General features: G+C 64.0%; 12 protein-coding genes and 1 pseudogene. All 13 read right to left on the bottom strand.

Annotated features, from left to right (window positions below):
- Window positions 1-476: 476 nt before the first annotated feature.
- The 13 genes and pseudogenes from ACESNG_RS14935 to rpsB all read right to left on the bottom strand — a co-directional run bounded on the left by ACESNG_RS14935 (window position 477) and on the right by rpsB (window position 11,509).
- The gene (locus tag ACESNG_RS14935; RefSeq protein WP_373059653.1) at window positions 477-1,163 is read right to left on the bottom strand and encodes a NifU family protein; all 687 of its coding nucleotides are present in this window, start codon (window positions 1,161-1,163) and stop codon (window positions 477-479) included.
- Entirely contained in the window at window positions 1,156-2,406 is a 1,251-nt protein-coding gene (locus ACESNG_RS14930) for a P-loop NTPase (RefSeq protein WP_373069550.1), read from the bottom strand. Before ACESNG_RS14930 ends, ACESNG_RS14935 begins: the two co-directional genes overlap by 8 nt.
- A 73-nt stretch (window positions 2,407-2,479) precedes the next feature.
- A pseudogene (locus ACESNG_RS14925) lies at window positions 2,480-2,725 on the bottom strand (ferredoxin family protein); the annotation flags it as partial.
- A gap of 37 nt (window positions 2,726-2,762) precedes the next feature.
- Window positions 2,763-3,431, bottom strand: coding sequence for a helix-turn-helix transcriptional regulator (locus ACESNG_RS14920; RefSeq protein ID WP_373059649.1), 669 nt, complete (start codon window positions 3,429-3,431; stop codon window positions 2,763-2,765).
- 206 nt (window positions 3,432-3,637) lie between these two features.
- Entirely contained in the window at window positions 3,638-4,093 is a 456-nt protein-coding gene (locus ACESNG_RS14915; RefSeq protein WP_373059647.1) for a hypothetical protein, read from the bottom strand.
- Window positions 4,094-4,097: 4 nt separating this feature from the next.
- Window positions 4,098-5,282, bottom strand: coding sequence for an RIP metalloprotease RseP (gene rseP, locus ACESNG_RS14910; protein WP_373069548.1), 1,185 nt, complete (start codon window positions 5,280-5,282; stop codon window positions 4,098-4,100).
- Window positions 5,283-5,287: 5 nt separating this feature from the next.
- A complete protein-coding gene (dxr, locus tag ACESNG_RS14905) occupies window positions 5,288-6,451 on the bottom strand; it encodes a 1-deoxy-D-xylulose-5-phosphate reductoisomerase (protein ID WP_373059643.1) in 1,164 nt (387 codons plus the stop codon).
- Window positions 6,451-7,398, bottom strand: a complete 948-nt coding sequence (locus tag ACESNG_RS14900) for a phosphatidate cytidylyltransferase (RefSeq protein ID WP_373059641.1) — start codon at window positions 7,396-7,398, stop codon at window positions 6,451-6,453. Before ACESNG_RS14900 ends, dxr begins: the two co-directional genes overlap by 1 nt.
- Entirely contained in the window at window positions 7,367-8,116 is a 750-nt protein-coding gene (locus tag ACESNG_RS14895; protein ID WP_373059639.1) for an isoprenyl transferase, read from the bottom strand. Before ACESNG_RS14895 ends, ACESNG_RS14900 begins: the two co-directional genes overlap by 32 nt.
- 48 nt (window positions 8,117-8,164) lie before the next feature.
- Window positions 8,165-8,719, bottom strand: coding sequence for a ribosome recycling factor (gene frr / locus ACESNG_RS14890; RefSeq protein WP_373069546.1), 555 nt, complete (start codon window positions 8,717-8,719; stop codon window positions 8,165-8,167).
- Window positions 8,716-9,444: a UMP kinase gene (gene pyrH, locus ACESNG_RS14885; RefSeq protein WP_373069544.1), complete on the bottom strand. Its 729-nt coding sequence runs from the start codon at window positions 9,442-9,444 to the stop codon at window positions 8,716-8,718. Before pyrH ends, frr begins: the two co-directional genes overlap by 4 nt.
- Window positions 9,441-10,328 carry a translation elongation factor Ts gene (tsf, locus tag ACESNG_RS14880; protein WP_373069542.1) on the bottom strand — a complete coding sequence of 296 codons (888 nt, stop codon included), beginning with the start codon at window positions 10,326-10,328 and terminating at the stop codon, window positions 9,441-9,443. The genes pyrH and tsf overlap by 4 nt, the downstream gene beginning before the upstream one ends.
- Before the next feature lie 155 nt (window positions 10,329-10,483).
- Complete coding sequence (rpsB, locus tag ACESNG_RS14875) at window positions 10,484-11,509, bottom strand: 30S ribosomal protein S2 (protein WP_373069540.1); 1,026 nt, start codon at window positions 11,507-11,509, stop codon at window positions 10,484-10,486.
- Window positions 11,510-11,614 lie beyond the last annotated feature (105 nt).

The following is an 11,614-nucleotide window of genomic DNA, read 5'->3' as shown; positions in this document are numbered from 1 at the left end:
TCGAGCAAGTCCCGCTCCATCAACTACGTACGCCACCACCCCGTCATTCAGACGCTGATGTCGAGCCCATTCCACTCGTTCTCCTCTGAAAAACGTTGGGACACTACTGAAGAAGAATGATGAAACGAGCCGCCAAGGGCCCTACGCGGCCCAACCAGCGATTTGGATACAGCCGTTAAACAGGTCGCCACCACCTTCCAAGGGCCAATCGTGGCGAGGTCGACCTTGTTGACGCAGTGAAACGGCTTGCACGGCCATCCCTCGGTCGCACGAATCACGTTGCGGGCGGCCGTGCGGCCGGCTCTGCATGGCCGCCTGCCGGGACGCCTGAAGCCGGGCTGCCATCCCGCTGCAACGCGTGTGCGAGGTCCCCCGACCATGAAGACCTCCGGATACAATGGAATCCGAAGGTGGTGCTCCACGAGCACCTAGCCGCTCTTCGTCCGCGGCACGCCGAGCGATCGACGTCGGCGCGGTCACCGGTCGCCCGTGCCTTGCGCCTCAGGCTTGACGGTCTCGTGGCTACTCACGAGGTCTGCTCGTGCGCGCTCGTAGAATGGCTTCTTCCCCGCCGTGTGGTCGGTCGTGTCGACGATGTCCACGATCTCCGGTGCGACGCGACGCACCTTGACCTCGAACCCGCGTCGCAGAGTCAGTTGCGAGGCCGCACATCCTTGGCACCCGCCACTCATGGTGACAAAGAGGTTTCCATCCGTCACGTCGACAATCGAAATCTTCCCACCGTGGGCCGCGATGGCACGGTTGACTTGCCCGTCCAGGAGTTCCTGAATAACCGTGCGAACTTCGGCGTCGGTGCGCCCCGACGCACCGGTGATGAGAGGGGCCTCGAGGATGGCCGGTACCCCTGACACGAGCTGTGCACGGATGACCGTTCCGATTCCCGATTTCAGTGCGGACCAAGAGGCACCTGAACTCTTCCCGACCGCTACGACGTTTTCGGTAACGAGTACGTGGGCGACGCCGGGAAGCGCGAACAACCGCTCGGCGAGAGGTGAACCAATGGCCAATTCTTTGGCGTGGAAGAAGAAGGGACCGCCCGGATGCACCGTCCGGCTTACGGTGAACTTGCACGTGTCGGGATCGGCGACGGAAGACTCGGCGCGGATCGTGATCGTCTCGTCGAGAGGCAGGACATCAAACATCGTCCACCACCTTGGCGGCGAAGCGCTCCGCGAGGGCCCGCAGGTGCTTCACTGTATAAATCCCTGTACTGTGGCCGTCGTTCCAGCGGAATACGATGGCGTAATTGCCTGCGCTGGAGATCGTTTGGGGGGCCACGTCCGGCAGCACGCTTTTGGGATCGAGGAGGGGCCGTCCGCTCATTTCCTCGACGCAGAGGGCGCATGGGCATGCCAGTCGAAGGTCCCGGACGTCGAAGTCGTCACGGCGCCCGTCCTCCCAGAGCACAGACATCGTGCGCGCATCGCGCCGCCGGAAACCGACCGGCGTGGTTGGAGAGCCCATCGGCTGGACTGCGCTTTCCACCCAAGCCGGCTCTTCCTCGTTCGTTTCCCAGTTCCAGGCGAAAGCTCCCAGCGCCGTGGTGGGCAGCGCCTCGAGTCGATCGGCGAGCACCGTCGCGATCGCGACATAGGCCTGGGCTGCGACGGAGTTCGGCTTCTCGGCCACGATCGGACGCCCCTCGTCTCCACCCGTGACGATGTCGGCGTCGAGTGGAATGGCACCCAGGAATCGGATGCCGAGCTCCAAACTCATCCGCTCGCCGCCGCCGCGGCGGAAGATGTCCGTGTCCTCTCCACAGTGAGGGCAGGTGAAGCTGCTCATGTTCTCGACGAGGCCGAGGATGGCGACATTCAGGGTCTCAAACGCCCGCAGCCCGCGGCGGGCGATCTTGAGGCTCACATCCTGCGGCGTCGTCACGATGACCGCGCCGGACAGAGGAACGCTTTGCGCCAACGTCAGTTGCGTGTCGCCGGTTCCGGGCGGGAAGTCGATAATCAGATAGTCCAGCTGTCCCCAATGCACGGAACCGATGAACATTTTCAGGTACTTGCCCACCATCGGTCCGCGCAAGATCGCAGGGTTGTCGTCGCCGGTGAGCATGCCCATCGATATCGCTTTCAGCCCGCGCCGTTCCGCAGGGACGATTTTCTGGTCCGCAGTCGTCTCCGGCCTCTGGCCGGTGGGAAGTCCCAACATGACGGGGATGCTGGGGCCCAGGATGTCCGCGTCGAGCAGCCCGACGCGACCGCCGAGTTGCTGAAGCGCGAGCGCGAGATTGACGCTGACGGTGGACTTTCCCACGCCGCCTTTGCCGCTGGCCACCGCGATGACGTGCCTGATTCCTGGCAGTTTTTCAGGACTGACGGAAGGCTGGGAGACCGCGCCAGGCGCGCGGTCATGGTGCGGATCGTTGTTCTGCATGCCTCAGGTTCCTTTGACAACGTTGAAGCACTGGGATGGCGGGCCGGTTCGCATCTCAGCGTGTCGGAGGATGCGGAGGCGTCGCGCTCTTGAACGCGTCCTGGTTGATCTTCAGGTACTGTTTCTGATTCGCCGGCACGTCCATATCCGGGAAAATCGCCGTCACCGGGCACTCTGGCTCGCACGCGCCGCAGTCGATGCACTCGTCCGGGTGGATGTACAGCATGTTCGGACCCTCGTAGATGCAATCCACTGGGCACACGTCCACACAGGACTTGTCCTTGGTGTCAATGCAGGCCTCGGTAATTACATATGTCACTGGTCTCTCCTCTCGTAAGCTGTGTGGTGGTGGCGCTTCATGCTGTGGATTTGACGGCGTGCGTGGCTTCGTGCGCCGCATACTCGCACGACGTGCAGCCGTGCATCATGTGTGACCGTCGTTCGACGACGGTGCCGAGCACGTCCTCGATGAACGCCACCTCAGCGCTGCACACTTCGGGAAACTGCTGTGCGATTTCGCGAAGGGCGCAGCTGTGCGCGCGGATGAGCACCGAGTGGGGCGACGTCGACTCCGATTCCGCCATATAGCCGTTATCGGTGAGCATGGCGGCGACGGCACGGGCCCGTTCGGCGAAAGGCATTGTGGCCAGCACGGGCTTGGCCGCATCGGCGAGCGCTCCCCACCGGCGGCGGAAGATGCGGACGACCCCTTCGATCCCCTGCTCGGCGCGCACCACTTCGAGGGCATCGGCGAGCGGACTCGCGTAGGAGCGCGGAAACAGTTGCTCGCCCAGTTCGGTAAGCGAGTACGCATACTCCGGACCGCCGACGCCGCGCACTTCGCGGCGAAAGCGTACGAGCCCAGCAATGCCCAATTCCTTGAGATGGCGACGGAAGGCGTTAGCCGTGAGGCCGAAGCGCGCACCCAACTCTTTCGCCGTCAGCGGCTGATCCTTGCGTAGCGCGACCAGAAGGTCGTTGCGCAGGCCCTTGAAGCCGGCGAGCGGGACGGAGGAAGAACCCATGCTATCCAAATTAGCTCGGACGAGGCCATTCGTCAACAAAAGTGTGTAAGAAATGCTCTTGCAATGGGCGTGTGAGCACGTTGACGGCGCGATTCCCGTTGGAGATCGTGGAGCTCGTATCGTTGTGCGCTTCGCTGGAATAGCCATGGCCAAAGCGTGCACCGCACAACGATCCTCGAGCTCGCTGCGCTCCCGCCTCGAAACGCTCAGCGAATCGCGTTGGTGGCACCGGCGCCGAGGGCGCCACCGACCATCGTCCCAACCCAGAACCACTTCGCGCGCCACCACGGCGTAGGCGGCGGGGGGACGAGAAGAAAGTGGTCGGTCGTGACACGGGCCACCTGCGAGGTCACCAGCGCGGTCGCCGTCATCGAGTCGCGACGAATAATCGTCAGGCGGGCCACCAGCGCATCTCGATGCGCCGGATCCACGACATACGCCGATAGTCCCGCGCGCACCCAGCGGCTCTCGAAGACGTGAAACGTCGCGGTGCTGTCGTCGACCGCATCGATCTCGAACCGTGCGGCGTCCCGGGGAATCCGCGGCAGTACCGGCATGAGTGGTGCGGCGGGCCGCTCGCGGCGATGACACCCGCTGCCCACGACCGTCACGACCGCGACACATACCAGCGCCGCGCGGCGCACCAGAAACGCCGCGCTCATCCGATCACTGCGTGAAGAGATTACGGAGATCGTTGAAGGTGACGAGCACGATCAAGGCGAGCACCGCCAGCACGCCGACGCGCGCCACGCCCTCCTTCACGCGACCGCTGAACGCACTGCCCTTCACGCGTTCGGCCAGCACAATCAGGATCTGTCCACCGTCGAGCACGGGGATCGGCACCAGATTCAGGATGGCGATGTTGAGGCTCAGAAACGCAATCAGTGACCACAGGGTCTCCGGGCCGCTCTTGGCGGCCTGCACCGACGTGCGCGCAATCTGAATCGGCCCACCCAGGTTCTTGGCTGACACCTGCCCCGTGGCCAGCCCGCCAAGCACCGACGCCACGCTTGTGGCCATACGCCAAGTCGCATTGCCGCCCGCCGTCATCGCGCCGACCAGGCTCAGCTTCTCGTTCACCGTCGACGCGCGCACCTGAATGCCGATCCGCCCCACCGTTTTCTTCGCACCGGTCACGGGATCATCGATCTCCGCCGTCTGCGGCGTGATCTCCCGGGTAAACCGCTCAGCGCCACGCTGAATCTCGACGCGGAGCGATCCGCTCGTGACCGGCGCGACTTCGTCGAGCACCTCATCCCACGCGCGGATCGGGTGGCCGTTGATCCCGACAATCCGATCGCCACCCGTGAGTCCGGCAATGGCGGCCGGCGCCCCCGGTACCACCGAATCGATCACGGCCGGCACGTACGTGTTGCCCGCGCGGTAGTAGATCCCCGTGGAGACGACGAGCGTGAGCAGAATGTTCATGATCACGCCGGCCGAAAGAATGAACACACGGGCCGACGTCGACTTGTTCTCCACCCAGCGATCGGCGGGTACGGCTTTCGGTCCGAACGGCGCCATCGACTGCGCGTCCCAGAGTGCGGGCGAGACGTCGGCCGGTCGTTCGATGGCGGCGCCGAGGGATCCACGATCGCTCCCGCCTTCGATACCTGCCATCGACTCGTCTTCCTGACTGGCCATGCGCACATACCCGCCGAGCGGGATCAACGATACGCGATAATCGGTCTCGCCGCGTCGCACGCCGAAAAGCCGGTTGCCCCATCCAAGCGAAAAAACGGGCGCGTACACCCCCGTGAGCTTCGCTGCGATGAAGTGCCCGAGTTCATGCACAAATACGACAAGGCCGAAGACGAGCAACGGCGCGATGTACGGTGTTATGGAAGACATCTGTATCAGCACCCCACCTGGGCATTCACGTGGTCACGCGCCGCCGCATCCGCTCGAAGGAGATCATCGAGGGATGTGCCCGGAGCGCCGGCCAACGCGTTGAGCGCGGCCGACACCCGCACGGCGATTCCCGAAAAGCTGAGGCGTCCGGCCAGAAAATGAGCGACAGCGACTTCGTTGGCCGCATTGAACACGGCCGGTGCGGCGGCTCCACGCCGTCCAGCATCGATCCCGAGCCGCAGCATAGGGAAATCGTCGTACCGCACCGCTTCGAAGCTCAGACCGCCTAGAGCGACCGGATCGAAGGATGGTACGCCGGAATCCGCCACGCGTTCCGGATATGTGAGGGCGTACAGGATGGGCAGCTCCATCGACGGCACGCCCATCTGCGCCAGTACACTGCCGTCGACGAACTCCACGAACGAGTGGATGATGCTCTGAGGATGCACGACGACGTCGATACGATCGTAGGGCACGCCGAACAGATGGTGCGCTTCGATCACCTCGAGCGCCTTGTTCGCGAGCGTGGCACTATCAATGGTGATCTTGCTGCCCATCTGCCACGTCGGATGCTTCAACGCATCCGCCACCGTGGCGGCGGCGATTCGGTCGGCCGGCCACGTGCGAAATGGACCGCCCGATGCCGTCAGCACCAATCGTCGCACCTCGTGTGGCTGTCGGCCGGCCAGACACTGCAGAATGGCCGAATGCTCACTGTCGACCGGCACCAACTCGCCGCCATGCACCCGGGCGGTCTCGGTCACGATCGCGCCAGCGACGACGAGCGTTTCCTTGTTGGCCAAGGCCACGCGTTTCCCGAATCGGAGCGCGGCGAGCGTCGCCGGTAAACCGGCCGCGCCCACGACGGCGTTGATCACGATCTGCGCGTCGGGATGCGTCGCCGCCGCGACCAGACATTCAGCGCCCACGCCCCAGCTCTCGGGGGCATCGATATGCGGCTGCACAAGCCCCACGAACGCCGGCGTCCACGTCGCGACCTGCTCGGCAAGTGCGGCCACGTTGCCGTGAGCGGTCAGCGCCACCGGCGCAAAGCGCTCTCGCTGGCGCGCCAAAACACGCAACGCGCTGGTCCCGATCGATCCTGTGGAACCAAGAATCGCGACACCCGCGGGCTTCGAAGTCTTCGAATTCGAACCGGTGTTGCTCATCAGCCTCCGGGAGCCGGGAGTAAGAGCGCGTAGTACAGCGCGTAGGTCACGGGCAGCACGAAGAAGAGTGAGTCGAGGCGATCGAGCACGCCGCCATGGCCTGGGAACAGCGTTCCGCTGTCCTTCACGCCAGCTTCGCGCTTCAGCAACGATTCCGTCAGGTCGCCGATCTGCGCCGTCACGCTGATGCAAACGGCGAAGATGATCAACCCGGTGGGGCTGAACGCGAGTTGCGCTTGCGGCTTGAGCAGATAATGCACGAACGCGGCGCACGCCCCTACGGTTGCCACAATAGCGCCGACCGCGCCCGAGATGGTTTTGGCCGGACTCACCGACGGAATCAGCTTCGGGCCGCCCACCAGGCGACCGGTGAAGTAGGCTCCGGTGTCGCTGGCCCAGGTGAGCACCACGGGCATGATCACCACGAGCGCACCAGCCGTGTCGCCGACCGCGTATCCGAAGTAGCGTAGCGCGTAGATGTAGCTGAGCGTGCCGCCGGTATACAGCGCGCCGAAGATGGTCGTGGCCGCGGCGCCAAGCGGCTTGCCGTTGGCGCCGCGGGTCCAGATCGAGAGTGCGAGGACGAACAAGGGCACGAGTGTCCACGCGAAGAGCGGCACCGCGAACACGCCGAGTTGCTGCGCATGCACAGCGATGGGGATCAACGCCGACAGCACGATTCCGACCACGCTCATCGGCGTCGTGCCACCTTCACGAGCGATGCGGTAGTATTCCCACGCGGCGATGCCCGAGAGCGCACCGGCGAGCGTGGCAAGCGGCGCGCCACCGAGCCAGATGATTCCGAGCGCGATCGGCGCTCCGATAAGGGCGACGACGGCGCGCCGGGCAAGTTCGTTCACGCGAGGGGGGGCGAGAGCAAAGGCAGGCGCACCGCACTGCGCTTCCGGTAACGCATCACGTACCGACGCGACCGAAGCGTCGATCACGACGCTGAAAATCGCTGATGGCTTCATACAACGACGAGCGCCCGAAATCCGGCCAGAGCACATTCGAGATGTACAACTCGGCGTAGGCGACCTGCCAGAGCAGGAAGTTCGAGAGCCGCTGTTCACCCGACGTCCTGATCAGGAGATCGGGATCGGGGCAGTCGGCCGTGAACAAGCGCGCACGAAACTCATTTTCCGTGATCGCAGCTGGCGTCAGGCGCCCAGCTTGCACGTCTTCGGCGAGCAACCGGGCGGCGCGCACCAACTCGGCGCGACCGCCGTACGAAATAAACAGATTCAGCTCCAGCCGCGTCCCCGTTTCAGTGATGCGCATGACACGCTCCACGGCAGCCGCGGCGGGACCACTGAGGCGATCAAGATCTCCATGTACACGAACGCGAACGCCCTGCTTGTGCAGGTCGTCCGCTTCACGGACGATAAACTCTTCCAACAGCGACATGAGGGCCGACACTTCGGTCTCCGGTCGCTGCCAGTTTTCCTGCGAGAACGCGAAGAGCGACAACCACTCGACACCGGCCTCGAGACAGCCCTCGACCACGGCGCGCACCGCTTTCATGCCGGACCGATGACCGAACGGCCGGGGCATGTGACGTTCACGCGCCCAGCGACCGTTGCCGTCCATGATGATCGCGATGTGCCGCGGCACCGCCCCGTGCACGCGAATGCGCGCCAGTAGATCCGTTTCGGTGTCAGCCATGATGGGCGGGGGCACGGGGCATATCAGCAAGCGGTTCGCTGAAAGGCCTCAAACCTCCATGATCTCGGCTTCCTTCGTCTTGAGCAGCGCCTCGAGCTTGCCGATGCATTCGTCGTGCGCCTTCTGCAAATCCTTCTCCGCCTGCTTCTTGTCGTCTTCGGATACGCCGTCAAGCTTCTTGACCTTGTCGCGCGCATCGGTGCGGGCATGGCGGATCGCGATCCGGCCGTCTTCACCCAGCTTGCTGAGCACTTTGACGAGCTCCTTACGACGCTGCTCATTCATCGAAGGCAGGGGCACGCGGATGACGCCACCCTGATGTGCCGGATCAAGGCCGAGTTCCGACTCACGAATGGCCTTCTCGATGACCTTCGCCTGTCCCTTGTCGAACGGCGTCACGAGAAGAATGCGGGGCTCGGGGGCCGAGACCTGTGCCACCTGGTTCAGCGGTACGAGCGAGCCGTACGCTTCGACCTTGATCGTGTCCAGCATGCTCGGCGATGCCTTGCCCGTACGGATGCCGGCAAAGTCGCGCTTCGAGGCCTCGAGGGCCTTTTCCATACCGCTTTTGGTGTCCTTCAGGATCTGCGAAGTGGTGCTCATGAAACCAGTGTCCCCACGCGTTCGCCGTTGATGGCGCGTGCGATCGCGCCCGGCGTGTGAAGGTTCAGCACGATCAGGGGCAACTGATTCTCTTTGCACAGCGTGATGGCCGTCTGGTCCATTACGCGGAGCTCTTCGAGCATCACGTCGCGATAGCTGATCGACTCGTACATCGTGGCGTTCGGATCCTTCTTCGGATCGGCGGAGTAAACGCCGTCGACGCTGGTGGCCTTGATGATGACATCCGCCTTCATCTGGATAGCCCGCAGCACCGCCGCCGTGTCCGTTGAAAAATACGGGTTCCCGGTGCCGGCGGCAAAGATGACCGTACGCCCCTTCTCGAAATGGCGCAACGCGCGCCGGCGAATGTAGGGCTCGGCCAACTCTTCCATGCGAATCGCCGTCATGACGCGCGTGTCGAGCCCTTTCTTCTCGAGCACATCCTGCATGGCCATCGCATTGATGACTGTGCCGAGCATGCCCATATAATCGGCGCCGACGCGATCCATTCCCATCTGGGAGAGTTGCGTGCCGCGCACGATGTTCCCGCCTCCGATGACCAGACCAAGTTGCACGCCCATGCGCGCCACCTCGACGATCTGATCCGCGAAGGAACCGATCCGCTCAAAATCGAACCCGACGCCGCGATCCCCGGCGAGTGCTTCGCCGGAGAGCTTCAGGAGGATGCGCGTGTAGCGCTTGTCCGTGGCGCCCACGCCGCTCACTCGGCCCCGAGCTGCAACCGGGCGAAGCGATCGACGGTGATCGTACCACCAGCGCGCTCGGCGTGATCCTTGACCAGCGCGGCGATCGTGATGGCCGGATCGCGAACCCACGCCTGCGGGAGCAGCGTCACGTCCTTGAGGAACGCTTCGATCTTGCCCGTGGCGATCTTCTCGATCATCGCTTCCGGCTTCCCGGTCTCACGTGCCTGCTCTTCGGCGATACGCTTCTCGCTTTCAATCTTCTCGGCGGGCACGCCGGTGCGATCGACCGCGAGTGGGGCCGACGCCGCGATGTGCTCGGCGATGAACTTCACGAGCTGCTGCGTGGACTCGTGCGCCGCGGCTTCCGGCGTCGAGGCCGTGACCTGCACCAGCGTGGCCAGCTTGCCGTTGTGGTGGCGGTACATGCCGACCACGCCGTTCTCGCCGGCATCGAAGCGCGCAACGTCCTTGACCTTCACAGCTTCACCGGTTTTCGACGACGCGATCTTCACGAACTCGGCGACCGTCTGCGACGGATCGGCCGCGAACGGCTCGGCGAGGAAGCTGTCGACGTCGGCCGCGGTGGAATGCACGCGTTGCGCCACGAGCTGCGCGACCACCTTGCCGAAATCTTCGTTACGCGCCACGAAATCCGTCTCGCACGCGACCTCGACGAGCACACCCGTGCGGCCGTGGTTGAAGATCTCACCACCGATGATGCCTTCGCTCGTGGATCGGTCGGCGCGCTTCTCGGCCTTTGCGATGCCCTTTTTGCGGAGGTACTCGACGGAAGCGTCCATGTCGCCGCCATTCTCTTCGAGCGCCTTCTTGCAATCCATCATGCCGGCGCCGGTACGCTGGCGGAGTTCCGAAACAGCCTTCGCGGTGATCACCGTGGTCATCTTCGAGCCCTGTATATGCTGAGTGTCAGTATCTGCGATGCGTTGGTACTGCGAACCATGTCGAGCTACTGCGTACGAACGCCGCCGGTGTTGAGCCGGCGGCGTCGCGGTGCTGCAGTGGAAGCCTGAGCCGGCGGTCAGGGAACCACCGAACGTTACTCCTGTCCGACCGATTCTGCTCCCGTTTCTCCGGCGTCACCAGCAGCTTCCGGGGCGGCGCCCTCAGCAGCCGTTCCCTCGGTGCCCGGCTTGAGGCGCGCGGCGATGGCTTCCGGCTTGGCGCGGCGACGGCGCGGGCGACGGCTGTCGCTCGCGGCACCACCACCCTGTCCGCCACCCTGTCCGCCACCCTGTCCGCCACTCTGGCCACCACGATCTCCGCCCTGGCCGCCACGATCTCCACCACGGCCGCCGCGCTCACCACGACCAGCCGGCTCGGTGCCGCGGTCGCTGGAGAACGTATAGCTCTCCTGCTCTTCGTCGCTCGGACGGGCAGGCGCCTCACGGCGCGCCTCGTCGATCGTATCGGCAATTACCTTCGCGATCAACTCAACCGAACGGATAGCGTCGTCGTTACCGGCGATCGGCACCGTGATCAGGTCGGGATCGGCGTTCGTATCCACGATGGCGACAATGGGCACGCCAAGCTTGTTCGCTTCGGAAACGGCAATGCGCTCCTTTTTCGAGTCGATGATGAACAATAGCCCCGGGAGGCGGTTCATCGTCTTGATACCGGAGAGGTACTTGCCGAGCTTCTCGCGCTGCCGCGACATGAGAAGCTGTTCCTTCTTCGTGTAATTCGTGAGCGTACCGTCTTCCGTGCCGGCTTCGAGGTCCTTGAGCTTCTTGACCTGTTTCTTGACCGTCTGGAAGTTGGTGAGCATACCGCCGAGCCAGCGCTCGGTGACGAACATGCCGCCGCAGCGCTCGGCCTCGGCCTTCACGATAGCGGCGAGCTGGCGCTTGGTGCACACGAAGAGCACGTTCTCGCCACGCAGCACGACCTCACGGACGAGCTTCTGCGCCAGTTCAATCTGGCGAAGCGTCTTCTGCAGGTCGATGATGTGAATGCCATTGCGCTCGGCAAAAATGAACCGGCGCATCTTGGGGTTCCAACGACGGGTCTGGTGCCCGAAGTGAACGCCCGCGGCGAGCAGCTGCTCGAGGGACGGAGTCGTCATGTGAAGAGTGCTTTGAGGTTTTGAAATTCGTCCGCTGTGGTCATCGTCGGCTGCGACCAATTCCCGAAGGAGACTGGTACCCGCAGCCGACTCGGACAGCGTGAG

The organism is Gemmatimonas sp. (assembly GCF_041689975.1).
Lineage (GTDB): Bacteria > Gemmatimonadota > Gemmatimonadetes > Gemmatimonadales > Gemmatimonadaceae > Gemmatimonas.
Note: the sequence above shows the minus strand (reverse complement) of the source record. Positions and strands in the feature narration are given on the sequence as shown.

Coding starts and splice junctions, on each gene's coding strand:
- ACESNG_RS14935 (WP_373059653.1), bottom strand. CDS start 1,163: ATGTTTGATGTCCTGCCTCTCGACGAGACGATCACGATCCGCGCCGAG.
- ACESNG_RS14930 (WP_373069550.1), bottom strand. CDS start 2,406: ATGCAGAACAACGATCCGCACCATGACCGCGCGCCTGGCGCGGTCTCC.
- ACESNG_RS14920 (WP_373059649.1), bottom strand. CDS start 3,431: ATGGGTTCTTCCTCCGTCCCGCTCGCCGGCTTCAAGGGCCTGCGCAAC.
- ACESNG_RS14915 (WP_373059647.1), bottom strand. CDS start 4,093: ATGAGCGCGGCGTTTCTGGTGCGCCGCGCGGCGCTGGTATGTGTCGCG.
- rseP (WP_373069548.1), bottom strand. CDS start 5,282: ATGTCTTCCATAACACCGTACATCGCGCCGTTGCTCGTCTTCGGCCTT.
- dxr (WP_373059643.1), bottom strand. CDS start 6,451: ATGAGCAACACCGGTTCGAATTCGAAGACTTCGAAGCCCGCGGGTGTC.
- ACESNG_RS14895 (WP_373059639.1), bottom strand. CDS start 8,116: ATGGCTGACACCGAAACGGATCTACTGGCGCGCATTCGCGTGCACGGG.
- frr (WP_373069546.1), bottom strand. CDS start 8,719: ATGAGCACCACTTCGCAGATCCTGAAGGACACCAAAAGCGGTATGGAA.
- tsf (WP_373069542.1), bottom strand. CDS start 10,328: ATGACCACGGTGATCACCGCGAAGGCTGTTTCGGAACTCCGCCAGCGT.
- rpsB (WP_373069540.1), bottom strand. CDS start 11,509: ATGACGACTCCGTCCCTCGAGCAGCTGCTCGCCGCGGGCGTTCACTTC.